This is a genomic window from Spirosoma harenae, from assembly GCF_054776975.1.
The window spans coordinates 223,621-250,355 of the sequence record NZ_BAAHBD010000008.1 but is presented as its reverse complement, the minus strand read 5'-3'; the positions used below and the strand labels follow the sequence as shown (position 1 = coordinate 250,355).

The window sequence follows — 26,735 nt, the reverse complement described above, 5'->3', positions numbered from 1 at the left end:
TGATAATAAGCCTAAATCCCCTGAAAATAATGATCTTTTACAAGAGTTGAAAACGGGCAGGGAAAAGAGAAAATGATTAGCGTTTGGCGCGTTCTGCCAATTTGCTGATGTCGCTGCTAATCTGCTGAATAAATAATAATTGCTCCTGTAACGATGGATCGAGTGCAGTAGGAGTAGATACTGTAACTTCTGGAGGTGTTGAGTCTGGAACCGGTTTTTCAACGGTTGGATCTAACCGGCGCAAGCCTTCTGTCAACGTAAACAGCGCGCGTTTAATTGGGCGTAATACCGTCGCTGGCTGACCTTTGGCTTCTCCCGAAAGCCGGGATGATGTGATTGTGGCTACATTGGCCGAAAGCACATGATTGAGAACCACAAATTCATAGATGAGCTTTTCGTTGCGTTGCTTATGCTTGGGTTCCGAAATCATTCGCTCAAAAGCCGCACTTAGGTTTGCCGACGTTACGTACACATCTTTCCGAGCCAGTTTATACTCTACCAAATTAATTGGCCGGCCAGAAAGACTGTCAAGGAGGATCTGAACGTAGCGGACGTTAGCTTTCAATACATCCTTCATCGGTTTCAAAAGTTGGTCTGATTCCCATTGTGGAAAAAGCAGATACCCCGCTAATAAAGCAATAACGCCCCCCAGAAACGTATCAAATAATCGTTCTTCAGCCACGCCCAGATAGCTGATACCCAGAAAGCTAAAGAGAATCAGTACAAAAGGCGTCACGCAAATGACCATCACAATGTAATAGGTTCGCTGCGTACTATAAGTACCGAGCATGAACAGTACCATGAACCAGAAGTGGACAGTTTTATCGGCGATAAAGGTTAGAATAAGAACACCCATCAGGCCACCGGCAAACGTGCCAATAATCCGTTCGATATTCCGCTGTTTGGTCAAACTAAAGGCTGGTTTCAGAATGACAGCAATTGTCAGTAATACCCAATAGCTATGGTGGCCGTAGGGGAGGAGTTTGGTGAGTACAAAACCCAGAAGCATAGCGATCGACACCCGCGCCGAGTGCCGGAAGGCCGATGAATCAAGAGTAAGGTTTTCCCGGAATGATTTCAGGTCGATGTTCTGGTGTGACACAAATCGACCATATTCCATCGGCTCTTCACCGATTGACTCAATTGTTGGTAAGGCCAGGTTATTTTCCAGCGTCGTAAGGCGTTGGTTCACTGTGCGTAAACTGACCAGTACTTTTTTCAGTACGAGAGTACTGCCTTCTTTATCGCCAAGCGCATCGATACGGCGTTTCAATCGATCCAGTGCCGTAATCATATCGACTGACTTATGGGGCGGAAGTGGGACTGGTGACTGAATGGCTAAGCCGATGTGATCCAGTGATACCGATAATTGCCGGACGATACGGGAAATTTTATCTAAAATACCTGTGTGACCAAATCGTTCACGAATGGATTTATAGTCATAATACATAGCCGTAATCTGTTCGTACAGATCGACTACGTCCACAAACGTAAGCAATAACAATCGTCCAGTCCGGGTCGATTCAGTGACGATGCGTCGACTTTTAAACAGGACTTCCCGCACCGCATCCTGTTTTTCGCTGACTACGACCTGCTGGGTAATTAAATGTCGGTAGTCCTCGTCCAGATCACTCGAAATTCGGTAGAAATCGGCCTTGATTGACATCAATTTGGCCATTTCGTGAATACATTGCCCGAGTGCCTGCTGAGCAAGTCGATAAGGCTGCAGCCGCGATACTAACAAACTAATAGCAGTGTACCAGAGTCCCCCGACTAAGACATATACGCTTTCATAAACAACGCCAGTCGCATCGAGTGGTCGGTCCAACATCAGAATCATGATCAGTACGGCTGCTGTTCCGACGGATGTAGCCCGATTGCCGTAGATAGCAAACATGGAGAAGAAAAAGCTGAGCAACAGGATTTCAACGCCCATGACATACGGATTCATCCGGGCAAATCCCGTAATGAGGGTAATCAAAAACGCAAATAATAGGCTGACTACCATACCGTTGCGCCGGTGCATAACCGGGCCTGGTGCATCGCTGATACTGACGTTCAGAGCACCTAACGACATGGCCAGACCTATCTGGAGTTGCCCAAACTGCATGAGCAGCACAGAGGGAAATAATACGGAGAGCGTGGTGCGTAACCCGTCAGAGAAATACTGACTGGACAAGAAATAACTGACTTGTCGGGCGGGTTTATTCATGCGGGAAACTGTACTTAACTCGCTGTAACGACGCTCGATTTTCGCTCGCCAATCTGTTGCCGCCACATGGCGTAGTAAAGCCCTTTCTGGGCGAGTAGCGCGTCATGGTTACCGGTCTCAACAATCTTGCCTTTTTCAAGAACGAAAATCGTATTGGCGTGCATAATGGTCGAAAGTCGGTGCGCAATCAGCACTGTAATCTGCTCATTCAGTGCTGATACGCTCCGCACAGTGGCAGTGATTTCCTCCTCTGTAAGCGAATCCAGCGCCGAAGTGGCTTCGTCAAAGATCAATAATCGTGGATGTCTGACCAAAGCCCTTGCTATCGAAAGTCGTTGTTTTTCTCCGCCGGACATTTTCAGACCGCCTTCTCCAATAGGGGTATCGAGTCCTTTTTCGGAGCGTGCTAACAAATGTTCGCAGGCCGCTTTATCCAAGGCATCGTACATTTCGGCTTCGGTCGCGTCGGGTTTGACAAATAACAGATTTTCGCGAATGGTACCGGAAAATAAATGCGTATCCTGTGTTACAAAACCAATTTGCCGACGCATCGGATTGAATCGAATGTCTTTGGTCGAGATGTCGTTATAATAAATTTCGCCAGCACCGGGCCGATACAACCCCACCAGCAATTTGACCATGGTAGATTTGCCTGAACCGGATGGACCTACAAACGCAATCGTATCGCCCAGAGTGGCGTCGAACGAAACCCCGTCAATGGCATTCTGATTCGCACCTTTGTGACGGAAAATCACATCGTCAAAGCGGAGATGCTCAATAGGACCGACTTCAATTGGCGATTCGGGATTGCGTTCGATAGGTTTCTGCATGAGGCTCTCGAAGCTGTTCAGACCAGCTTCGGCTTCTCGATAAGCCAGAATGATATTTCCCAAATCCTGCAACGGATTGAAGATCGACACCGAGATAAATTGCATGGATATCAACTCTCCTGTACTCAGGACATTACGGAAAATTAGCCAGAGAAGCGTAAATAACACGGATTGTTTCAGGACGTTCAACGTAGTACTTTGCCAAAACGTCAGCAGTCGAACACGACGTACTTTCGTCATTTCCAACTCGAAAATTTTGGCGGTCAATCCCTTCAGTCGGCGTATTTCGGGAAATGTGAGCCCCAAACTTTTGATTAGTTCAATGTTGCGCAACGACTCGGTAATAATGCCCGACAGCATTGCCGTTTCGCGGTTGATAAATCTCTGAGTCGTTTTAATCTGCTTGCTGAGCAATCCTGTCAATCCGCCGAGCAGCAAAACTCCAATTAAAAATACGGGGATGAGCGCCCAATGTTTCGTGATGGCATACCAGATCAGAAACCCCATGCCGACAATGGACGAAAACAGAACGTTGACAAACGAGTTGATAAACCTCTCGGTATCTGTGCGAACCTTTTGCAGAGTCGAGAGTGTAGCGCCACTGCTCTGATCGCCAAATTCCTGATAGGATAAACGCAGCGTTTGTTTTAGTCCAGCATCGAAAATGTCGGTACCAAATCTCTGAACGACCAGGCGAGTGAAATACTCCTGAAACGCTTTGGTTATATTCGACAGGATCGCTACGCCAACAGCTATCGCCAGCAATTTCAGTACACCCGATACTTTCTCTGATTCCGTTTTCTGACCGGGATGAGTCGCGTACTGATCGATGATTTTACCGAAAATAATCGGATCGACTAGTGCTAGAATCTGGGCGATACCAGCTAATGCTAAGGCTGTTAGAGCCAGCCAGCGATAAGGCTTCAGGTATTGCCACAGAATCCGCATAGGTTTTTATGTGTGATATAGGATGTATGAAGTATGAGGTGTTGTTCATCGTCTTAGGACATACTCCTACATCATATATACTGCATCAATAAGTATCTAACTCTTGAATTCGTGCCAAATGTCGGCCTCCTTCGAAGGGTGTATCCAGCCAGATTTGGACAAGTTTCAGCGCGGTTTCCTGCGACATCATGCGCTCGCCCAGTGAAATTACATTAGCATCATTATGTTGGCGGCAAAGCCGGGCCGATTCTTCATTCCAGCACAAACCCGCACGAACCCCTCGAACCCGGTTAGCCGCAATCGCTTCGCCATTTCCCGATCCGCCTAATACTACACCACGTTCTACTTCACCAGCCGCAACAGCTTCGGCCACAGGACGAATGAACAATGGATAATCGACAGAAGGTGTGGCTGCGTAGGTACCTTTATCAGTAACCTCGTGGCCAAGATCGATGAGCATTTGTTTGATGGCTTCTTTGTACTGGAAACCGGCATGATCGGAGCCGATGGCAATTTTCATTGGTAAATCTGGATTAGTAAAAAATGAGTTGTTCCAAGTTTCTGGCTCAAAGTTATAGCTTTACTATTCGTTTAAGACAGTAATAAGGAGAAAATGATCGGGCGAAACAGTCGTACGAAATTCGAATAACAGGAAATTGAAGCTATTGATTTTCGCTTTTGAAAGCAACAGCTTCAATTTCCACTAAATAATCAGGATTGGCTAAACCGACAACGATAGCTGCAGAAATAACAGGTGGATGTTTCAGCTTTTTTATGAAACTCTGAGCGCCTTCAAACCCCTTTCGTACATCCTGACCTTGTACAATATAAATTGCCAATTTAACTAAGTCGTCTACCGTTGCCCCGCAGGAATTTAAAGCGGTTTCAATGTTTTTTAATACATATTCCGTTTGTAAAGTGATATCCCCTTTACCGATTATTTCCAAGTCTTTTGTGATGGCATTTTGACCACCAATATAAATTGTACTGCCAGTTCCTTTTGTAATAGCAACTTGAGAAAAAGCCGGGTTTTTCAGTAATTCGTCAGGACTGAAAAATTCTATGTTTCCGTTCATCTTTTATGGAGATTGTTATACGAAGGCTGATGAATTCCTGTATAACAACAATCAACCTGGTAATCTTGTTGAAGCGCAATGCATAGTATCTAATGCAAAAACGTAGCGTATAGGGTTCGAATCAACTAACCATACAGGCTACGTTTTCAATAAACAGTACATAGACAAATGACTGACTATGTACTGTCGTGCTGATCGACAATTGCTTGTAGCATATCCACAGTGAGAGGTTTGGCGTAATAGCCTTTAATATCGGGAAAAAGGGCTGCCCGTTTGGTATCGCGCGGGTTGAGCGATGTTGTCAGAATCAATACAGCTAAACGCACTTTAAGGTCATCATTAAGCTGCTGATAGTGTTCCAGAAACTCAAAACCGTTCATGCCTGGCAGATTAATATCCGTCAGAATCAAATCTGGACGAAGGTAATCCGGATGCGAGGTATTGGTTAGGTACTGCAGTGCTTGTAGGGCGGTTTCTGTAGTCCGGATGTGATCGCAAAGGCCTGAGTCTTCGATGATTAGTTTGTGTAAGAAAATATCGTCCGGATCATCGTCAACCAGTAGAATACACTGAATGGGTCTGGGCATAATGATGCGTAGTTTTAATTTCTTTCGGTAACGTAAAGTAAAACGTAGAACCTTCTCCGGGCGTACTCTCTACCCAAATTTGTCCGCCATAAATATGAACAACTTTTTTACATGTAGCTAAGCCGATGCCTGTACCGGAATATTCATTACGTCCATGCAGCCGTTGGAAGATCTGAAAAACCCGGTCGAAGTATTGCTGATCGATTCCAATGCCATTGTCGCGAACCGCAAAACAAAACTGATCGTCTTCATTAATTGCTCGAACTATAATATGCGGACTTACAGTTAGTTGACGGTATTTTAGGCTATTCGCAATCAAGTTCTGGAACACTTGTTTCAGGTCAGTATAATGAGCCGTTATGGAGGGAAGTCTACCCACATCGAAACGGGCGTTGGTATCCTCTATTTCTTCCTGTAATTCTTCCAGAACCTCGGCAACGATCTGATTTAAATCCACCTGAGTAAAGGCAACTTCGGTACCTACGCGTGAAAAATTGAGCAGATCATTAATTAACGCTCGCATTCGCTCAGCGGCATTTGCCGATGTCGCAATGAGCCTGTTGGCGTCATCTGACAACTGAGGGCCGTATTTCTGTTTGAGAAGTGTTAGGTAATTGCTGATGGTTTTCAGGGGCGACTGCAGGTCATGCGAAGCCACATAAGCAAATTGTTGAAGTTCTTCGTTGGAGCGAGTTAATTCCAGCACAGCCTGCTGACGAAATGATAATTCACGTTCATATTCTTTGGATGTTCGCAGGCCAACCGCTTCGTTAAAATAATAAAATAAAGCAATGACTGTAGCAACGGAGACAATACCAGTAATGAACCGAACCAGCGCACTTATTCGATAAATTGGAATCCAGAAAATTGCAGCATCGAGTAAGTGAGTAAGGCCGCATAGCAGGATAAACGCACCAAAAAGCCAGAAAACGCCCGGCAGAGGAATGCCTTTTTTAACGAAAAGGTAGCGGACTAATACGAGCGGGATTACCATGTAGGCCAACCAGATCATCAGATCTGAGATGATGTAAAGCCAACCATGAAAATCAGTCCAACGGCCGCAATACCAACGGGGTGGCCAGTCGCTTGAATCGGTGAGTTTGCTGAAAAACTCAAATAGTTGTTCCATACATTCCTATTAAAAATAGCTGTAGAGGAAGGAAGCTATTTTTTGTCGTTACGAATGAGTAATTTTTAATCTTAAAAGTAATATCTGACTGAAATAAAATTGGTCAGAGTGAACAAAAAAGTTAGTCACGTTGGTTTTGGGGAGTAAATACAAAGGTCATGCCGATTTTTAGCACTGCCTTATTTAGTTCAAACTTGCTCCACAAGTCAGTGGCCGGTAACTTGCGCCGGTTTTGATGTAGCCATAGCTCAATTTCTAATGATTCCAGCGACTAATCAGCGTTCTTCAGCTACCATCCTGTTTATTTTCGGTGGTAGTGGCGATTTGAATCTTCGTAAGCTTACTCCCGCGCTCTATAATTTATACCTCGATAATTACCTGTCTGAACGATTTTCGGTAGTCGGGTTAGGGCGTAGTGAATACTCTGATGAGTCGTTTCGGGAGCGACTTCTGGAAGGAGTTCAGTCCTTTTCACGACGTAAAGACGGTCTTGACGATTCGTGGAAGACTTTTTCGCCCTCTATCTCATACCTCCAGATGGATGCGGGAGATAGTGCCGCCTACTCAAAATTGTCGGATTTTGTTGCGACGAAAGAAAAGGAGTGGGGGGTGCAGGCAAATGTTGTATTTTACCTGGCCGTAGCTCCCCAACTGGTGCCTGGTATTGCGACCAACCTTGGTAAATTAGAGTTATGTGGCGACAAATCGCGGGTACGTATCGTGGTTGAGAAACCGTTCGGACGGGATTTAAAAACGGCGCAGGAACTCAATACGCTGCTGGGTGGGCTGTTTGCTGAAGAGCAGATTTACCGAATCGATCATTATTTAGGGAAAGAAACAGTCCAGAATATTCTGGCACTACGGTTTGCCAATTCACTTTTCGAGCCCATCTGGAATCGTCGTTATGTTGATTATGTGCAGATCACAGCGGCCGAAACCGTAGGACTCGAAGGACGCGGTGGGTATTACGAAGGATCGGGCGCTCTGCGTGATATGATCCAGAACCATTTGCTGCAAATGTTGTGTATGGTGGCAACCGAAGCGCCTATTTCGTTCGATGCCAATGAGGTTCGAAACAAAAAAGTAGATGTGCTGAACGCCATTCGACGGATCAAACCCGAGGAAGTTAAGGATATCGCCGTTCGAGGGCAGTACGGTCCCAGCGAAAAAGATGGTAAACCAATTCCCGGTTATCGGCAGGAGGAAGGGGTGAATCCAGAGTCGACAACGGAAACGTTTGCTGAGGTAAAATTATTTGTCGACAACTGGCGATGGGAGGATGTGCCGTTTTATCTTCGAACAGGTAAATCATTACCTGAAAAAGCAACAGTCATCACGATCCAGTTTAAACCAGCTCCCTATTACGCATTTCCTGAAGAAGCGACACACACCTGGCAACCGAACCGACTTACTATTGGCATTCAGCCGGGTATGGACGTTCGGCTTCGTTTTCAGACCAAACGGCCCGGTCAAACACTGGCCATCGATCCGGTCGAAATGGTATTCAGTTATAAAGATGCATATGCCGGGCAGGAGCCGGAAGCCTACGAAACGCTGTTGCTCGACGTGATGACCGGTGATGCTACATTGTTTATGCGGGCCGATCAGGTTGAAGCTGCCTGGAAAGTAGTTACGCCAATTCTGGAAGTCTGGGAATCTGAAAAACCCGATTTCCCCAATTACGAACCTGGTTCCTGGGGCCCCGAAGCCGCCACGCAACTCGTCGAAAAGGACGGATTTCAATGGATGATGAAATAAAAACTATGACCCAACTCGAAGCCTTATTTGTTGATGATCAAAACCTCCCCTGGGAGGTAGTTGGTGAAGGTGTGAAGCGTAAAATCATGACCTACGATGCTAATTTGATGATGGTGAAAGTTGCCTTTGAGACAGGCGGTATTGGTACGCCCCATTCGCACTATCATACCCAGATGAGTTACGTAGCTAGTGGCGCATTTGACATTACGATCGGTGACGAAACCCGGACTGTTCGGACGGGCGACGCTTATTATATTCCGCCAAATGTCTGGCACGGAGCCGTTTGTGTCGAGGCTGGTATGCTGGTCGATCTGTTTACTCCCATGCGGGAAGATTTCGTGTAATTAGTTTAGCTATGCAACTCATCGTTAAAAAGAACCCGGCCGATCTGGCCAAATCGGCCGCTGACTTTATTGCGAAACGCATTAAAGAAGTCCTGAAAAAACAGGATCGATTTACAATAGCTCTGTCGGGAGGAAGTACGCCAAAAGCCCTGCACGAACTGCTGGCCAAATCGCCCTATGTCGAACAGATTCCATGGATACAATTGCACGTATTCTGGGGTGATGAACGCTACGTTCCTATCGATGACCCGCAAAGCAATGCAGGCATGGCTTATGACACACTATTGGGACATGTTTATACGCCCGAATCACAAATTCACGTCTGGCGTACGGATTTGGAACCCGATGCGGCAGCCGCTGATTATGACCGGATTCTGCATGATTATTTTGGCGAAACCGGCCCTACATTCGATCTGGTTTTGCTAGGTATGGGCGACGATGGACATACGCTTTCACTATTCCCCGGTACCGAAGTTGTGCATGAGCAAACTGCCTGGACCAAAGCGTATTTCCTGGATCAGCAATCCATGTACCGCCTGACTTTGACAGCACCAATTGTCAATCGGGCATCCTGTGTGGCATTTTTAGTGGCTGGGCTGAAAAAAGCAGAACCCCTTAAAGAAGTTCTAGAAGGAGAGTATAATCCCGATAAATATCCGTCGCAGGTAATTAAACCCACTGACGGTGAACTCGTTTGGCTGGTTGATGAAAAAGCAGCTGAGTTGCTCAAAAAAGCTTGATTCTGAGTTGATTCTACATGAAAAAAGCGCTCTAATCCGAGCGCTTTTTTTATGATCCCAACGAGAAAGCAATTACTTAATCGTGTCTTTCTTGGTTGTATCCGTTGCCATCGTCGCGCTCGAATCCATTTTCATAGAGCTAGAATCGGTCGTCATCGTTGACGAAGAATCCGTTACCGTTGTCGATGTCTCAGTTGTTTCTGTTTTTGTGCTAGAGCAAGCGGTTGCTAAAGCTAACATTGAGAGAAGGAAGAAAGCAGATTTTGCCATGTCAGTGTAAATTGAGGTTGTTATTTTTCTCTTAATTCATAAAAGCTAAAAAAGTAACCCACACAATTTAGAATTTGTTTAACCGGCTCTTGTGTCTAAGGTACAGACGGTTAGAATGTAAGTTGATTTTGCCTCATTAAGCCGTCGCGCTATAACGATTCTGCTTACGATACCACCATGAAGCAACTGCTAAGATGAGTACAAAAAAACCTATTCCCCAGATTGCCAGATTAGTACCCTTGGGAAGAGCATCCGTATTGCCGAGCAAAAGCAACCCTGCCCATCGATAAGGTAACTGGCCCGACAGGTCAGAACTGGCTAAATATTCCTGTTTGGCTTGCTGGAGAGCCAGGTCTTTCGGAAGTCCATCCGCCAGTTTGGTGTAAAACCGCTCAGTCAGATCGTAAGTAGCCTGACTTTCTACATTCCAGAGAGTCGTCAGAACACTGGGGACACCAAGTGAAGCAAACCCTCGAGCCAGGCTGAATACCCCTTCTCCACGCTGATTGGCACCAATTCCTGTTTTACACGCAGACAATCCAACTAACTCGATCGAGAGCAGTTCTGAAGTTGTCAGGTCAGATAGTCGAAGGGCGGAATCAGCAAAAAACAGGGATGGCTCTATCGCTGTACTATCCGCTTCAGCATGAGTAAATAACTGAATGATACGATGGTTGCTGGCTTGCTGACCGAATGCCTGACGGGTAGCTTCCCGTCCGGTTAACAGCGTTGGAGACGAGAATCGGCTACCGATACGTTTTAACGATTCGTCGGAGCCGGTCAACGAAAGCTGATGTAAGCTGGCTGAAAACTGTACTGGAGCAACACCTAAAAACGTGCCTTTTCGGCTGAACCACGCATTCGTAGTTGTTTCCCGAAACAGACGATTGACAGAATAAGCATAGCTGAATGCAAATTGATTCACCAGAAAATCAGGCCGATTGGCTGAGACACTAAGTGCATCGAATGGCAGTAACACACCATCTGGTGAGATAATTACCCGTCCTGGTTTCAGTGATAACGGTGCTAAAAGCTGCTGATAGAGTTGATTTGAGATTTTCAGATACTGGATAAACTGCTGATTTTGTGCATCTGGATTGGCGTTTAGGGCTAATAGCTCACTGGCTGCTTTTGTGTATGCGGGAGCTGATACTTGTATTCGCTTTGTGCTGGTTGGGGAGATGCTTAATGCGAATAGTGTGCTGTCGCCCACGAAATAAGTGACCAACGATGCATTACGTTTCGCCAGTTGTTCCTGTACCTGAGCAAGTGAAATTACCTGATTGTCATATTTATAGCGATAATAGGCTGGGTTACTACGCTCTACCTGTCGTATAAACGTTTCCTGCTCTTCCTGCCCGATCCGCAAACTATCAAGAGCCTTTGTGTAGGCTGGGGTATTCGGTTTTTCATTGGCTAATTTTGTCTGCCAGTCTGTAACGTGCTGACGAAATTGTTGTTCTTTTCGCGCCTGATCAGGCGACAACTGACGATTGGCGCCTAACTCGTTAAGTTTGTCATTGAGTAACACCGCGCGGCTTTTTTCGATAAACCGATAAGCGCTGGCATCATCATTAAGTCGGAAACAGGTTTCGATAGCCTGTTCATAGAGTCGGTGAGTCTTGTCGCGCCAGAATAATTTCGATTGCTGGCCTGTATGTTCCCAGCGCATAAAGTCGACCATCGAATCGGCTAACGCATAGGTTTTCAGAGCGTTCTGGAGCCGTACCCGATCGTTGCCTATGGTTTTAGCCCAATCCAGCCAGGTGTCGGCTTTGTTCAGTACGGTAGAAAATAGATACTCTTTCTGAAGAATAATTTTAACCGCATTGGCGGTGGGGTTTATAGACAGATTTTTGGCCGTAAACTGGATAGAATGGGCGCGAAATGCTTCCTGAAACAGCGAAAGAGCCTGTTGGTAGTTTTTTTGCTCTTTCTGAATAACCCCGATGTTATCAATAATCCGGGCGCGATCGTTGGAATCGTCAACATACGTTAGTGCCTGATTATAGAGTTGGAGAGCTTTAGGAAAGTTGTTTAACTTAATTTGGTAGAGATATCCTAAGTTCGTGAGCGTTTGGGCACAACCATATCGTGATTTTGTCTGCTCATAAATCGCAAATGCTTTCTGATAATCGGCGATAGCTACAGCATACAGGTTGAGTGCTTTGTGAACATCGGCACCCAGCGAGAGGATGTAGGCGAACAGGGGTGGGTCGTTCAGCGACTGAATAAATTGGGTAGATTCGTTCAGAACCGTTTCTGCCTTTATATACTGTTTCATTTCCAGTAAAGCCTGAACCTGTTGTCCCTGATTTTGGGCTATTTGGGCTGGGCTATTCGCTTGTTTGGCCATCTGAGCGCCCTGTTCGGCGGTTAGGTTAGCTTTTTCGTAATCGCCCTGAAGAAAGTACAGCAGCGCTTTTTGCCCAAGAGCAATAGCTCCCACATACAACCGGGCCGGGTAGCGTTTGGCGACGAAAATAGCCTGGTCGTAAGCCGAAATCGCTTCAGCATACCTGCTCTGTTCAGTCAGTATCTTCCCCAGATTGTTATAACTGTTTGCCAGATTAGCCTCGCTGGTTAGTGCTGATGGGCGACTATTGACCGAAATGGCCTGCTTCGTATAATACTCTGATTTTGGAAAGTTTCGCTCGCGCATGTAGATACGCCCCAGCAGGTGAAGCACCCGGGCATAAACCGAATCGTTGGTGGCCCGGCATTGGACAGATTGGTTGGCTAACTGAGTAGCGGCCTTTATGATGGCCGGGTTAGTCGGCAGTTTTTCTATGTCCAGGAGTTTGGTGTACACGGCTTGCCGGTCAGGGCATTGGGCGGCCACAGGAAAAACCGGTTTCAGAAAAACACAAAGTACAAGCAGTAAACGAGTTCTCATAGTGAATACTAACAGGTAAAGGCGACCTAAGCCGCCTTCACGTTTATAGAAATAACTTGCTCCTTTTACGGTCGTGAGCGCGGAGGATGCGAAAGGAAGTATTTGTCTCCTTTCACCTGGCCTCCCCCTGTTCCGGTATGCATTTGATCAAGCAAATCGTTGCGATCGCTTGAGGGGTTTTCTGAGAGTAGCAAGGCTAATCGACCGGTTAAAACGGGGGCTGCGTAGGATGTACCAAAAATTCGCAAAGTTTGCCTGTCATGATTATCAGGTGCATCCAATAAAAAGCGCCCTTCCGTCAGGTTGTTGCCGGTAGTATCGGCCTTTATACCCAGCACAAGGTCTTTGCCGTAATTCTGGCGGGTTGATGCCGTTACGAGACCAGAACTTGTTGTTAGAACTGTAGTGGCTACCAGCAGTTTATCATATTGAGAATTTTTACAAAACGCAGCTGGGTAAAATTCGAGTTGCATCGAATTCAGATCACGATTAACATTGGCCGGTTCACTTGCCGTACGATTTCCAGCAGCCGTTACGATCCAGACACCATCTTTAAGTGCTTTTTTGATATACTTTTCGAATATCTTTTCTGCCTGGCCATAGTAACCTAAACTCATGTTGAATACCTTAATTCCGTTTTTTCGGGCGGTTTCCATCGCGCATAGCAAACTAAACAAATCGCCTTTCTTATTATTCCCCAGCACCCGCATAGGTATAATCTTCGGAGCGTGGTTGCTGCCAATAAACTGTTTTGCCAGCATGTAAGATACGCGCGAACCATGATGGACCTGGCTACCGTCATCTGTATCAGTTTGTTCGGTTCTGTCGGACACAAAATTCCAGCCCGACGTGCTTGACTTGCCAGTATCTAAACTAGTGCTTTTAGGTGTGCACAGATAAGTTGTTTCAGATGAAAATTTCGCTGAAACGTAATTCCTGTTCAGGCCCGAATCAAATACGGCTATTTTAATTGAAGCAGGGGTAGTGTCAGGAAGAGTTTCCAGATTGCCGTATAATTTTTGAGTAGCATCGTTTAACCCGTCTTCATCATCAAAGGGCGAAAGAGGATAGTTTATGCCAATTTGAGTTAATCCCGGTATAGCTATCTCACCTTCTGTTTCGGTAGTTCCAGTTGGTGGTTTGGCCGCCAAATCGCCCCCATGCTCGTAGATAGTCCAGTTTCGGGGAAACGTAATGCTTGCCAGATTAATATCGCAGGAGCAGGTCTGGATTTTAACAGAATCTTTAGTGAATGTATGAAATCTATTCAGAATCAGTTGTAGGATTGTATTTTCATCAATTGGTACATTGGTCTGGACGTTGACCGAATTTAAGGGGGGGAGTTTTTTAGAGCCTTCGCCATTGTTTTCATTGCTGTTGGTACAGCAAAGCAATAAAAAGGGCATAAACAGACAAAGAATGCTCAACAGGAGCAGCCGTAGAGGTAAACGAGTGTGGTGCATTGTGGGACTGGTTAGAATGGATTTTTTTAGAACTCGTCAATTAATTCGTTTGCCGCTTTTTTGCCTTCCAGATTCTGGTCGATAACCGTTTGGAGCAACTGCCTGGCGGTAGCTTTATCGTCAGATTGGGATCGTTTCAAATGAGTCAGCGCTTCATAGAACAGGCCCGGATTGGCCCGTAAATCGGTGCGCTGACTCAGGCGGTGAAACTGGTTAATTGCTTGGTCGTAATTACCCTGACGTAGGGAAACAAGGCCTGCTAATTTTAGTAGCTCGGCATTTGTAGAATCCCGTTGTTGCTGATCTTTCACGATCGCTTCGGCCTCAGCAAATTGTCCGTCATTATAGGCTTGCCGGGCCAGTTGCAGACTGTCGGCCTGAGTGCCCAATGTGACCGAGAGCGTAGTGAGATTTGTCTGGATGTACTGATCGGCCAATTGCTCGGCAGACGGTTGTTTGGGCCAGAATAGAAAGAAACCCAGTGCTAGTGCTACGCAGGCCGCAGCCGCGTAGGTGATTGGTGCCCAGACTGTTCGACGGCTCTCCGTTTCTTGTTTACGGATCGTTTCCCAGGCTTCGGTTCGTTGGGCAAGTGCCTCCGTACGGGCAACCTGTTTGGCCTGAATATAAAAAGCAACAGCTTCAGCTAATTCAGGATCGGCTACGATTTGTTGCTCGAAGCGCGCTTTCTCAACGTCTGGCAATCGACCCGCAAAATAATTCTCTATGTTGTCCAGGTCGTTCATTTTTTTGTCAGATTATAAGCTTCCCGCAAGCGTTCCAGACAGCGTAATCGACTCGTTTTGGCGACAGACGATGTGTTGTATCCCATTTGTTGAGCAATTTCTTCATCAGAATAACCTTCTCCCCAGGCCAGCAGCATTTGCTGACATTTTTCGCCGAGGTTGCGTAATTGACCATGCAAGTGTTCCTGATCGCCCTGTTCCATTAAGTGCTGCACAATGGATCGGGCAGAATCAGGTAATTGCAGCAGCGAATCATCGAGTGAAGCGGCCTGATGGACCTGCTCCCGATTAGTCGTTTTTTTTCGGATCAGGTCAACACATTTGTTCGTAAAAATCTGAGTGATATAGGTTTTAAGTTCCGATTTACCTTCGAAACGCCCGTTTCTGATGTGCTCGATAACGGCCAGTATCGTATCCGAATAGGCCGTCGCGCAGTCGTCTTCAACAAGTTGGTGCTTACGAACACCAGCGCGGATCAGAAATAGATATTTGGCGTAAAGACGATTTTCGGCGATTTGTCGTGTTGCACCATTTACTCGCAGTCCAGCGATAATGTCAGAATCTGGCAAGTGTCTGGTAAAGAAGCCCATGGGTGCGGTGTTAGGGCCGAAAAGTACGAGAAAATTGGGGTATTCAAAAAAAAATCAAAAAACGTGTTTCCCTACCCAGGCATACCTGCGACTAAAAAAGCGATCGATCAGAATAAACCGCTTTCCGCTACGATTCCACAATGATATGAAATACGTTTTATGGTGATTTTTTGTTTAGCAGTGTCTTGATAATCAATGGTTAAGCTTGTTGAGTGATTCCGCTATAACGTATAACGTTCATTCGTTTTTTATCTAATCTCCAAACAATAAACTTTTCATTTGGTCATGATAACACGATTAACATTAATCCACACGTTTGTTATTGCCATTACACTACTAACAAGCGCTTGTAAAGACAAAGAAACGGCGACACCATCCATCGCGGGTGAGTTCTCTTTTTCTGCTCCTAATAGTGATTTTAGAGCGCCAGCAGAAATCGCCTTTACTGCCTCCGACGACGTTGCTGATGCTACTTACCTCTGGAGCTTTGGCGATAATACGACTAGCACCGAAAAATCGCCGAAAAAAGTGTATACGACGGGTGGTATCCGTACGGTAACGCTAACTGTAAAATCGGGCGATCAAACGAAAACAGTCAATAAAACGATTGAAATTCAGGCTCCTTATACCAAAGTAAGGATCATGAAGACAACCATTCTGAAAGCTTCACCGGCCTATCCAGATGGAACAGGTTGGGATATAACAAATACGTCCGACATATACCGATCGGGAGGACCAGACGTGTACATCCTGGGTCGATTCGACGGTGATACCTATGAATCATACTACAACAGTATCAAAACCAATATTACCAGCGCCAATCTGACCAATGGTAGTGTTTCCTGGGATCACTCGCCTAACGGTTTTCTGGTGGCTTCGACGGAGGCCAGATTAAAAGTACCGATCAAATTTTACCTACGGGATGCTGATGAAAATTCGACATTATGGGGGGCGAGTTATGAATCGATGGGGGTAGCTCAACTCCTGTTTAGCGACCTGACAACTATAGGTAATAAGTACCCTGCTTCAGTCGAAGTATCGGGCATCAGTACGGCAACGGGTAATGCCAAATACCTGAATGACAACCTGAAACTGAAATTTGATCTGAAATGGGAGTGATTGTAAAAAGGGTAATCAATTAAACCAAATCATATAAAACCATGAAAGAAAACGAAATGATTCAGTCACCGAAGTTTGAAGTGAACTTAGGAGGTGTTGACCTGAGCGAAAAACAAGCGCAGGAACTGGAAAAAGCTATCCAGCAAACGACTCTGCAATTTCTGGCAAAGCTGGACAATGGACACGCCGGTGATATTCTAGCCTATAAACCGAACCCAGACGACGATGGAACAGGACCCGTAGTTGGTCCATTCCCAGGTGTCGGACCATTCCGACGACCTAAGTGGTGGTTTGGCTGGATTGTCTGGAAGCAACCAAAGGTTGGTCAATTCGTTCAGCTTGATCGTCTGAGAGCCAGTATACCCGATTTTGCGATGAACGGTACCTTTGAGAAGCCTCAAATCAGATTTTGATATGAACTCCGTTCCAAAATCTATGTGTCCTAGTGCCGCTCCCAAAGAAGGAGCGGTACTATTGGGTATTGTAAAGCAGAATGGAGAAGTTGCCCTGCTTGAACAACGTATAGAGATCGACGGTAGCTTTATCGAAACGGCCCGAAATGGACGTGATCTCGGTCAACGGTTCCGTTTTGCCAATACCTGTGCGACCAAAGGTTGCGGCAATTGGTCGGGACATCATTGCATGGTGCTCGATATAGCTCGCCAATTGGCTCATATAGAGCCAATTGCTACTGCAGAATTGCCCGCTTGTAGCATCCGCGCTACGTGCCGTTGGTTTATGCAGGATGGTGGGGAGGCATGCCGAATTTGCCCCAAAATCAATACGGGACTTATTGAAATCGATGGACAGGAAGCCTGACTGAGAAATTCGTTTGTAAGAAATGTGGAGTTATCGTTGATGATCCTCAAATTCAGTATATTCCCTGCTGAAAATCAACCTGAACTTCATCATGAAATACGCTCTGCTTGTTCTGCTAGGTCTGTTTACGATTTCAGCCTATTCACAAACCACTTTCTCGATCTCATTTTCTGCGGCACAATCCGCCAAACCGCTTGATGGACGTGTATTGCTGATTCTGGCTAAAACCGACAAAACCGAACCTCGTTCGCAGGTAAGCGATGGCGTACAAACGGCGCAACTGTTTGGTATTGACGTGAACGAATTAAAACCCGGCCAGGCTGCCACAATTGATGCCAGCATATTTGGTTATCCCAAACGAAGCTTGAAAGAACTCGCTCCCGGAGATTATTATGTGCAGGCCGTATTGCATAGATACGAAATCTTCCATCGGAAAGACGGTCACGTAGTTAAGCTGCCGATGGATCGGGGAGAAGGACAGAACTGGCGTGTGGCTCCTGGAAATCTGTTTAGTAAACCGCAGAAGATTACGCTGAAAGCGGGTGGAAAACAATCGATTGTAGTGGTGATGAATCAGGTGAATCCACCGATTGAGGAACCCAAAGACACGAAATTTATAAAGCATATTAAAATTCAGAGCAAACGGCTGACGGAATTCTGGGGCCGACCGATGTATCTGGGTGCACACGTCCTGCTGCCGGCCGGTTTCGATGAGCATCCCGAAGCGCGTTATCCGCTTTGTATTTTTCACGGCCATTTTCCGGCTGATTTTGCCGGTTTCAGTGAAACGCCACCGCCCGCCAACATGGATACGACCGATTATATCGAACGGTTTCATATTCATGGGTATAAGAAAATTGTGGCGCAGGAAGCCTATGATTTCTACAAGAAATGGACGAGTAAAGATTTTCCCCGGATGCTGATCATTGAGATCCAGCACGCGAATCAATTTTATGACGATTCGTACGCAGTCAATTCCGAAAATCTTGGTCCCTACGGCGATGCGATTATGTATGAGTTGCTACCCGAAATTGAAAAACGTTTTCGAGGAATTGGGCAGGGGTGGGCACGGTTTACCTATGGCGGATCTACAGGCGGTTGGGAGGCTTTAGCGGCTCAGGTATTCTATCCCGACGAATTCAATGGATGTTTTGCCGCCTGTCCAGACCCGATCGCGTTCGACGCATATACCAACTTCAGTATCTACAAAGATAAAAATGCGTATTATACCGAAGGCCCATTTCGACGGACGCCCCGACCGGGCCAGCGTAATTATTTGGGCCAAGTGTCATGGACGGTGGAGGAAACAAATCATCGTGAGTTAGTGATCGGTACGCATACGCGTTCGGGCGATCAGTTTGACATTTGGGAAGCCGTTTTCTCGCCTGTAGGTGCGGATGGGTACCCAAAACGAATCTGGAATAAGCTAACCGGCGAAATCGATAAAAATGTAGCTGAGTACTGGCGGGAGCATTATGATCTGATGCATATTCTGAAACGCGATTGGAAAACGCTTGGCCCAAAAGTGACAGGTAAGATTCATATTTACTGCGGTGATATGGACAATTACTATCTGAACAACGCGGTGTATTTGATGGAGGATTTCCTAAAAAGTGTGAAGAATCCGCCCGCAGTTAGCGAAGTTGCTTACGGCGACCGTGCCGAACATTGCTGGAACGGCGATCCGACGCAGCCTAACTACATCAGTCGACTACGATATAATACCATGTATGTGGAAAAAATCCTGAAACGGATTGAAGCAAATCATCCTGCTAATGCTGATCTGAAAAGTTGGCGGTATTAGCCAGCATTAAAGCCCTGGCATGGTTAGCGGTATAAAATGCTTTTGGTTCAACGGAAGATTTTCAGCCGTCCATACTACTTCGTTAATAAACGCTGAACCGCGAACGGGGCAATTGGCTACGTGACAATAATGGCAGCAATCCTGAACGCAGGGATCGGTATGTACGAAAATTTCGACTTCGGCCTGAAATCCTTCTTTGAGAGTATCCTCAAAGTGGTGGACTTCATCGTGAACTTTACTGAGTTCCCAGTAGTAGGGTAGCGTCAGATGGCAGTCGATATGCAGGTCGGCACCGTATTTTTGCACACGCAGGTTATGTACGTCAATCCAGTTCCGGTCACGGTGGGTATTGAGTAAATTCACTACCCGATGAAGCGTTGGTACATCAGCTTCATCCATCAACCGGGCTACCGATTGGCGGGTAATCTGGAATCCATTATAAATAATCACGATGGAAAGTACAAGTGACAGTGTACTATCAATCCAATGTTGACCCGTCAGCCATACCAGCCCTATGCCGATCATGACGACAACACTACTGAAGGTATCGGTAAGCAGATGTTTGCCGTCGGCGGTTAAAGCCGCTGAGTCTGTCTCCCGACCGGATCGAATTAGCATCCAGCCAACAAAGGCGTTAGCAGCCGCAGTAACACCGACGAGAACAAACCCCCAATCCAGATTACTTAGCGTTTTCGGTTCGAAAAAACTAAGAATCGCCTGCCAGATAATCACCAATCCGGCGGAGAGAATCATGGCACCCTCGAAACCCGACGAGAGAAACTCGATTTTACCGTGGCCGTAGGGGTGATTCTGATCGGCAGGCTGACCCGCTAAATAAATGCTGTAAAAGGCAAATCCACTAGCGATTACATTCACAATAGACTCTACAGCATCAGACAGAATAGCCGTAGAGTATGTTAAAAAATAAGCTGTGAATTTGAGAATCAGCAGGACAATACTAAGCCCCAGCGAGATGCCCATCCAGCGGTATTTCGTTTGTTGACTGGCATTCATCAAAGCCTGATAAAATAGCGTTATAAACGACAAAGATACGGATTGTCGACCGATCCCGGACCGATCAGGACGGTATAGGACGCAGATTTTTATGATTTTGATGATGGACTCTAATCCGCTTTAATCATAAAAATTACATAAATCCCGGTCCTATTTTGTCATAAACTCCCAAGCGATGGAAGTGTAATGAAAAGCCTGATTTCGGACCGGCTTCCACGAACCAACCAACTCTCCTTTGTTATTCTTTTTGACTTCTAAGGGTGTCCAGGTGTATGCACCATTTTCGTAGTCAAACGTTTCTCCGTCGTCATCATAAAGCGCCCAATTCGCTTCGGATCTGCCATAAACTCGAACTGTTAACGGCAATTTCTCGTCTTTACGAGGTGTATGCAATACAGGTGGAATCATGGGGATGATTCCACCTTCTTTCACGAATAATGGAATAGTTGCAAGTCCGGGTGTAATCGAAATGACTTCGGATTCTCCAGCCAGTCTCCCCGTGTAGAAATCATACCATTTTCCCGGCGGAAGCACAACGTTGCGGGTTTTCTCTCCGGCAAACAGGGGTGCTACCAGCAAATAATCGCCGACCATAAACTGGTCATGAATATCTTTTCGGGTTGCCATCGCGTATGGATTATCCGTCGAATTCAACTGAGCAACAGTTGAATTCGCATCGAACGAAAATCCATCGACCAGATTCATGGCTCGGATTGGCGGTTTCCCTTCGAAATGATATTGCGCGAACGTAGTATACAGATACGGCAGCAGTTGCATACGGAGCAACATGACGGCCTTTACGTCCTGCGCCACATCGGGAAATGTCCAGGGCTTGGTGCCGTCGGCCCAGGCATTGAGCATGGCCATTGGCGAAAAGCAAACCGTCAGCATCCGGCGAAGCCACTCTTCCGACGTTTTGGATGAACGGGCTTCCGGCGTCCATAATACACCCGCAAAACTGCTGCTACAGAGTGCCGTAATGAAATCGCGGTGGTCGTAATAATCGTTATAGATTACGTAAGGCATGGCCGACGCACCGGCATTAGAACCCCGCACTAGGCCGTAGGTCCGTTGATTGCGTTGGCGGAACCAATCGGCTGTCATTTTTTGGAATTGCAATCCATAAATCTGCCGCATCTGTTCGGCATTGATGCCAGACGGAAAAGTCGCCACGTCGGGCCAGAGCCAATGATCGTACCCATCAACTTCATCCACTTTGTAGCCTGAAATGCCAACGGAAAGATGCTGTTTTGAAAACAGATCTTTGTATAAATCGCGGGCTGGTGCCATCGTAAAATCAGGTACGCGACCCACCCAAACCATATGCGAACCTGTGTAGGGAAGTACACGTTTGAAAATGGGTGAGTGCGATGATACATAAGGGTTTATCCAGAGATTAGCACGAATATTTTTCTGTGCTAACTTATCCAGAAATGCCTTTGGTTGCGGAAAACGTGTGCTGTCCCAGACAAAGCTATTTGGGTAGGAGTGCGATTGCCAGCCTGGTTCCAAGCCAACGAAACTCAATGGATAGCCCTTCGCTTCAAACTCGGCTACTTCCTGCAAAACCTTTTCATCCGTAAATAGCGTGGGCGTTCGATGCGTAAACCCCAGTCCCCATTTGGGGGGTAATGTGCCTCCTCCACAATAAAGATTATACCGCTGAACCACTTCCATTGTTGTTGCTCCGGCAAATACGTAAACCTCTGTTCCAGAAGCCGGTATCACAACCTCGACCGCGTCGGAATAGGGCTGGGCACTCCAGTCGCGTTGGGTGTTGCGGTCTTTTTCGGGAGGTATTTCCGGGCTGTCTCTTCGAACGCCCGTTCCGGCATATACCGTAATATATCTGGCTGAATTAACCAGCACACCATACCCCAAACTCGACACGTAAAACGGGACCGGTGCGTGTGTGCGTCCGTTGTCTTTGCCATTGTAATGATCGACATGCAGCGTTTTGATGGTGCCCCGTTGTTGGACAGATTTAAAATTCAGCCCTAAACCGAACAGTTGTTCGCCTTTTTTCAGCGGAAATCGTAAATAGGTTTTGTTATCAGTCTGTTGGTGAACACTTTCAGTTAACGAAGCCGGAAACGATCTGTCGCCCAACTTTTTCAATCCATCCAGACGAGGGTTTATTTCCGCTACGGATAAAGGAGAAATTGTTTCGGGAGTACCAGCAACAGTTTTCCAGATACCCGGAGCCACCAACGTCCATTGAAACGCTGCCTGTTGGGCCATGGCGGATAATGATCCTATAAAAACTAGAATCCAGCAACTAGTAAATCGGAGGGATAACAAACTCATTTCAATGGTGAATTTCTGGTAGACACCTCAAAAAGCCATTTTCCGGAAAATTTAATCACAGCAGCAACCGCGCTATCTGACGCATGAGTAAAGCAGAAGGTACTGTATGCTTCTTTTATAAAATCAATCGACCGTTTTCCTGAACCGTATTAATCGTTGTCCGCTATGAAGCTCTCCATATTGTTTTTGGGGCTGGTATTTCTCTCATTCGCGTATTCACTTCGGCCGGTTACCGATATAGCCGGCGAGTTTACACCGTTAGCTGATAAACCGTTGTTGATCAGGGAAGATAAGGCTGCGCAAACAATCGCTGTGTATCGATCTGGGCAAACAACGCCTATTCTGACGCAAGTCGCTAAATCCGATTTTCGACCATATCTACACCCAATTGTATCACCTGATGGAAAAGGTATTTTGACCGAATACAGTCCGGGTCACCACAAGCATCAGACGGGCCTGTATTGGGGATTTACCCGCGTTAACGGTCGCGATTATTTCCATCATCCACAGGGGGATTATTGGCGTCGGGTGTCGGCGAAAGTAGTTGAGAGCAAAGGCAAAACCGTCAAGTGGCAAACGGTTTATGACTTGCTCGATTCAACAGGAAAAGCAGTGATGACCGAAACGCAGAACTGGTCGATGCGGGAACAGAATGGTAAATACGTGCTCGATCTGGAGTGGAATGGCGATGCGCATACCGATATTACCATTGGCAAATACGACTACGGTGGACTGTTCCTGCGTATGCCCTGGAAAGAGGGTATTCCCGGAGAAGTCGTCAATGCAGCCCGGCAACGGAACGAAAAAGCCGAAGGTCAATCCGCACCCTGGGTTGATGTGGGGATGCAGGTAGAAGGTCGCACTGATCTTGCGCACATCGCCATTTTCGATCATTCGCAGAATCGCAATTATCCAACCCCCTGGCGAGTCGATTCCCAACTTGGAATTGGTCCTGCACGGGCGCGTAAAGGCGACTGGTCGATCAAAAAAGGCGCAACGGAGATTCTAAAACACCAGATTGTGGTGTATACCGGAAAGCTGAACGATGTGGAAATGACCAAAATGTATGGCGAGTTTACCGGCAATAAATCAGACTATACGACCTCTTCTCTTTGGGCCGTTGCGCAGCGGGAAGGCCGAGAAGCTAAATTCCTGACCCCTGGTGAAGCCGTTGCTGCCATGACCATATCGAATGGCTATAAGGTTAACGTCTGGGCTTCAGAACCGATGATGACGCAACCCATGGCGTTTTGCTGGGACGACCGTGGCCGGCTCTGGATTGCTGAAAATCGCGATTACGAATCACGGGGAAAAGGGTTTTCCAATGCAGGCGACAGCCGGATTTTGATTTTAGAAGATACCGATCACGACGGCGTAGCAGACACCCGTAAGGTATTTATGGAAGGACTTGCTTTTCCGGCGGCTATTGCTGTGGGAATGGGTGGGGTGTTCGTCGGTGCTCCGCCAAACCTGCTGTTTATTCCAGACAAAAACGGCGATGACAAAGCAGACGTAGACGATATTGAAGTACGACTGACAGGCTGGGGAATTCGCGATCGACACGAAACACTCAACAGTTTGCACTGGGGGCCGGATGGCTGGCTCTATGGCTGTCAGGGGTTTGCCACGCCTTCAAAAGTGCGTAAACCAACGGGGAAAGGGCGATTATATCGACACAAAGACCCATTTCCGGAAGACCTGCTACAGGGCGAAGGGACAGACATTAATGGTGGAGTTTGGCGGTATCATCCTATCAAAGATCGCTTCGAAGTGGTAGCTCATGGATTCAGCAATCCGTGGGGGATCGACTACGATGCCAAAGGGCAACTCTTTATTACGGCCTGCGTGATTCCTCATTTGTGGCATATTATTCCGGGAGGTATTTACCATCGACAGGGTGGTCAGCATTTCAATCCATACGTTTATAACGACATCAAAACTATTGCTGACCATAGTCACCGTTCGGCACATGGTGGAGCCAGAATATATCAGTCCGATGCTTTTCCGAAGGAGCAGAAAGGGCGAATTTTTATGGCAAATATTCACGAACACGGGATTCTGACTGACATTTTGGAGTCGAAAGGATCGGGATTTGTAGGGCATCACGGCGAGGATTTCATGATGGCTAATAACGCTCAATGGGTCGGTTTTAGCCTCGAAATTGGGCCCGATGGTGGACTTTACGCCCTAGATTGGCACGATGCGGACATTTGTGGTTCTGATGTATTGAATCAGGAAACAGGCCGTATTTTTCGGATTATGCCCACAAACTCCCAGGCGCAAAATTGGCCGGATCGATATACTGATTTGAGTAAACTCAGCGATGAACAATTGGTAAATCTGCAAATGAGTCCGAGCGATTGGCACACTCGTCGGGCACGAATTATTTTGCAGGGTCGAGCCGCTAAAGGCAAGCTAAATGCCGCAGCCATTGCCAGTCTACGAGCCATTTATCAGCCGAATGAGGAATCAACAAATCCAGATCTCCGGCTTCGGGCCATGTGGGCATTGCACACAACTGGAAATTTGTCGCCTGAACAACTGAAAACGGCTTTGTCGGACAAGGAACCGCACGTTCGCGCCTGGGCGATCCAGTTGTTGTGTGAAGATAAAAGTCCTTCGCCGGATGTATTGGCCGAGTTTAGCACGATGGCTCGACAGGATCGATCGCCTGTCGTACGACTCTACCTTGCATCGGCCATGCAGCGGATCGATCAAGCTAATCGCTGGTCGTTGGCTGAAGGTTTGCTAACCCACGCAGAAGATGCCGCTGACCATAATTTGCCTAAACTCATCTGGTTTGGATTGGAGCCTCTTGTCAAGGAGAATACCGCTCGTGCACTTGAACTGTCTACGAAAAGCCAGATTCCGATGGTCACGCAGTTTATTGCTCGTCGAGCCGTGGACGGACAGGCGATTGACGCCTTAGTGGCAACGATTGGTAAATTGCCAAAGAATCGGCTGAATTTACTGGAAGGCATGCGCGATGGGGTGGAAGGACGTTACGATCTAATTGCACCCGCCAACTGGAAAACAGTGTATGCCAAACTAAAAACGGATGCTATTTCGGCCAAACTGGCTTCAGAAATTGCCGGACAATTTGGTGGAACGGAAATGGCTGCCAAATCGCTAACGCTGCTAAAAGATACGAAACTCCCCTTGGAAAGCCGACGGAAAGCGTTGCAGACACTGGCTTTGCAACAGCGTCCTGAGCTGGTTAAAGAATTGCCTGATCTACTAAACCACAGTGATTTACGGACTGATGCAATCCGGGCTATTGCCAGCTACGATAACGAACCATTAGGGAAACTCTTGCTTGAGCGCTATCCAGGTTTTAGCTCCGCTGAGAAAACCGAAACGATTCAAACATTGGCTTCTCGTCCGAAATATGGCTGGCAACTGACGCAGGCCATCGCCAAAAATACCATTCCCAAACGTGATGTGCCTACCTATGTAGCCCGTCAGTTACGCCGGGTTGTGGGGAGTGGTTTTGTCGAAGTTTGGGGACCAATTGATCACGTAGCGCTCGATGAAAAAGCCTATGCCCGCTATCGAAATTTGCTGACCGATGAAGCCGTTTCCAATTCAAATCCAACCAAAGGGCGACAGGTATTTTTGAAGACTTGTGGTCCTTGCCATAAGATGTACGGAGAAGGCGGCATTATTGGCCCTGAATTGACTGGCTCCAACCGGGCCAATCTGGATTATCTACTTGGTAACATTCTAGACCCCAGCGCTGAAATTCAGGACGATTATAAAATGGTTGTTGTTACTACCCGCGATGGAAGAACGTATGTCGGTAATGTCGCTAAAGAAAATGAACGGCAACTGACCTTGCGCGTAATCGGACAGGATGCTGTTGTGGTTAATAAAGCGGATATTCAATCGAGAGAAGTGAACCCAGCGTCTATGATGCCGACAGGTTTGCTTGATCCGCTCTCCGAAAGCGAAATTAAAGATTTGGTCGCCTTCCTGCGTACAACAACGCAGGTGAAAACGTCGGCAAAAAAATGAGTGATTTTCGTTTAAACCTCAAAGGTCTCCAAGACCTTTGAGGTTTAATCAGAAGATTAGACCGCAAAC

Annotated in this window: 21 protein-coding genes; 8 read left to right on the top strand and 13 right to left on the bottom strand. The window is 46.7% G+C overall.

The features are described from left to right. Window positions 1–76: 76 nt before the first annotated feature. The 6 genes from ACYVE4_RS09365 to ACYVE4_RS09340 all read right to left on the bottom strand — a co-directional run bounded on the left by ACYVE4_RS09365 (window position 77) and on the right by ACYVE4_RS09340 (window position 6,782). Complete coding sequence (locus ACYVE4_RS09365; protein WP_461039316.1) at window positions 77–2,278, bottom strand: FUSC family protein; 2,202 nt, start codon at window positions 2,276–2,278, stop codon at window positions 77–79. Next, the gene (locus ACYVE4_RS09360; RefSeq protein WP_461039315.1) at window positions 2,227–3,990 is read right to left on the bottom strand and encodes an ABC transporter ATP-binding protein; all 1,764 of its coding nucleotides are present in this window, start codon (window positions 3,988–3,990) and stop codon (window positions 2,227–2,229) included. Before ACYVE4_RS09360 ends, ACYVE4_RS09365 begins: the two co-directional genes overlap by 52 nt. Window positions 3,991–4,075: 85 nt before the next feature. Beyond that, complete coding sequence (locus ACYVE4_RS09355; RefSeq protein ID WP_461039314.1) at window positions 4,076–4,510, bottom strand: ribose-5-phosphate isomerase; 435 nt, start codon at window positions 4,508–4,510, stop codon at window positions 4,076–4,078. 142 nt (window positions 4,511–4,652) lie between these two features. Next, on the bottom strand, window positions 4,653–5,066 hold the full coding sequence (locus ACYVE4_RS09350) for a RidA family protein (protein WP_461039313.1): 414 nt from the start codon (window positions 5,064–5,066) through the stop codon (window positions 4,653–4,655). 176 nt (window positions 5,067–5,242) lie between these two features. Further along, on the bottom strand, window positions 5,243–5,653 hold the full coding sequence (locus ACYVE4_RS09345) for a response regulator (protein ID WP_461039312.1): 411 nt from the start codon (window positions 5,651–5,653) through the stop codon (window positions 5,243–5,245). Next, entirely contained in the window at window positions 5,619–6,782 is a 1,164-nt protein-coding gene (locus ACYVE4_RS09340; RefSeq protein ID WP_461039311.1) for a sensor histidine kinase, read from the bottom strand. The genes ACYVE4_RS09345 and ACYVE4_RS09340 overlap by 35 nt, the downstream gene beginning before the upstream one ends. A 258-nt stretch (window positions 6,783–7,040) precedes the next feature. Here ACYVE4_RS09340 and zwf point away from each other — a divergent pair, with 258 nt between their 5' ends. The 3 genes from zwf to pgl are packed head-to-tail and all read left to right on the top strand — an operon-like array spanning window position 7,041 to window position 9,624. Then, entirely contained in the window at window positions 7,041–8,540 is a 1,500-nt protein-coding gene (gene zwf, locus ACYVE4_RS09335) for a glucose-6-phosphate dehydrogenase (RefSeq protein WP_461039310.1), read from the top strand. A 5-nt stretch (window positions 8,541–8,545) separates the two neighbouring features. Continuing rightward, entirely contained in the window at window positions 8,546–8,884 is a 339-nt protein-coding gene (locus tag ACYVE4_RS09330) for a cupin domain-containing protein (protein ID WP_461039309.1), read from the top strand. An 11-nt stretch (window positions 8,885–8,895) separates the two neighbouring features. Then, the gene (gene pgl, locus ACYVE4_RS09325; protein ID WP_461039307.1) at window positions 8,896–9,624 is read left to right on the top strand and encodes a 6-phosphogluconolactonase; all 729 of its coding nucleotides are present in this window, start codon (window positions 8,896–8,898) and stop codon (window positions 9,622–9,624) included. A 72-nt stretch (window positions 9,625–9,696) separates the two neighbouring features. Here the strand turns inward: pgl and ACYVE4_RS09320 are convergent, their stop codons facing one another. The 5 genes from ACYVE4_RS09320 to ACYVE4_RS09300 all read right to left on the bottom strand — a co-directional run bounded on the left by ACYVE4_RS09320 (window position 9,697) and on the right by ACYVE4_RS09300 (window position 15,589). After that, window positions 9,697–9,894, bottom strand: a complete 198-nt coding sequence (locus tag ACYVE4_RS09320) for a hypothetical protein (protein ID WP_461039305.1) — start codon at window positions 9,892–9,894, stop codon at window positions 9,697–9,699. A gap of 136 nt (window positions 9,895–10,030) precedes the next feature. After that, window positions 10,031–12,790, bottom strand: a complete 2,760-nt coding sequence (locus ACYVE4_RS09315; protein ID WP_461039304.1) for a CHAT domain-containing protein — start codon at window positions 12,788–12,790, stop codon at window positions 10,031–10,033. 65 nt (window positions 12,791–12,855) lie between these two features. Then, window positions 12,856–14,253, bottom strand: a complete 1,398-nt coding sequence (locus tag ACYVE4_RS09310) for a S8 family peptidase (protein WP_461039303.1) — start codon at window positions 14,251–14,253, stop codon at window positions 12,856–12,858. Between the two features lie 26 nt (window positions 14,254–14,279). After that, window positions 14,280–14,999 carry a tetratricopeptide repeat protein gene (locus ACYVE4_RS09305; protein ID WP_461039302.1) on the bottom strand — a complete coding sequence of 240 codons (720 nt, stop codon included), beginning with the start codon at window positions 14,997–14,999 and terminating at the stop codon, window positions 14,280–14,282. Next, entirely contained in the window at window positions 14,996–15,589 is a 594-nt protein-coding gene (locus ACYVE4_RS09300) for an RNA polymerase sigma factor (RefSeq protein WP_461039301.1), read from the bottom strand. Before ACYVE4_RS09300 ends, ACYVE4_RS09305 begins: the two co-directional genes overlap by 4 nt. Window positions 15,590–15,874: 285 nt before the next feature. On the opposite strand from ACYVE4_RS09300, the gene ACYVE4_RS09295 reads away from it, so the two are divergent. The 4 genes from ACYVE4_RS09295 to ACYVE4_RS09280 all read left to right on the top strand — a co-directional run bounded on the left by ACYVE4_RS09295 (window position 15,875) and on the right by ACYVE4_RS09280 (window position 19,331). Continuing rightward, the gene (locus ACYVE4_RS09295) at window positions 15,875–16,708 is read left to right on the top strand and encodes a PKD domain-containing protein (protein ID WP_461039299.1); all 834 of its coding nucleotides are present in this window, start codon (window positions 15,875–15,877) and stop codon (window positions 16,706–16,708) included. Between the two features lie 41 nt (window positions 16,709–16,749). Beyond that, window positions 16,750–17,121, top strand: a complete 372-nt coding sequence (locus ACYVE4_RS09290) for a hypothetical protein (protein WP_461039297.1) — start codon at window positions 16,750–16,752, stop codon at window positions 17,119–17,121. A 1-nt stretch (window position 17,122) separates the two neighbouring features. Next, complete coding sequence (locus ACYVE4_RS09285) at window positions 17,123–17,527, top strand: hypothetical protein (protein ID WP_461039296.1); 405 nt, start codon at window positions 17,123–17,125, stop codon at window positions 17,525–17,527. Between the two features lie 91 nt (window positions 17,528–17,618). After that, window positions 17,619–19,331 carry an alpha/beta hydrolase gene (locus tag ACYVE4_RS09280; protein ID WP_461039295.1) on the top strand — a complete coding sequence of 571 codons (1,713 nt, stop codon included), beginning with the start codon at window positions 17,619–17,621 and terminating at the stop codon, window positions 19,329–19,331. Between the two features lie 6 nt (window positions 19,332–19,337). Here ACYVE4_RS09280 and ACYVE4_RS09275 read toward each other — a convergent pair whose 3' ends face one another. Together ACYVE4_RS09275 and ACYVE4_RS09270 are read right to left on the bottom strand one after the other, a co-directional pair. Beyond that, window positions 19,338–20,345: a cation diffusion facilitator family transporter gene (locus ACYVE4_RS09275; protein WP_461039293.1), complete on the bottom strand. Its 1,008-nt coding sequence runs from the start codon at window positions 20,343–20,345 to the stop codon at window positions 19,338–19,340. A 150-nt stretch (window positions 20,346–20,495) separates the two neighbouring features. Next, window positions 20,496–22,586, bottom strand: a complete 2,091-nt coding sequence (locus ACYVE4_RS09270) for a glycoside hydrolase family 31 protein (RefSeq protein ID WP_461039292.1) — start codon at window positions 22,584–22,586, stop codon at window positions 20,496–20,498. Between the two features lie 231 nt (window positions 22,587–22,817). Between ACYVE4_RS09270 and ACYVE4_RS09265 the strand changes: the two genes are divergently transcribed. Further along, window positions 22,818–26,666, top strand: a complete 3,849-nt coding sequence (locus tag ACYVE4_RS09265) for a PVC-type heme-binding CxxCH protein (RefSeq protein ID WP_461039291.1) — start codon at window positions 22,818–22,820, stop codon at window positions 26,664–26,666. Window positions 26,667–26,735 lie beyond the last annotated feature (69 nt).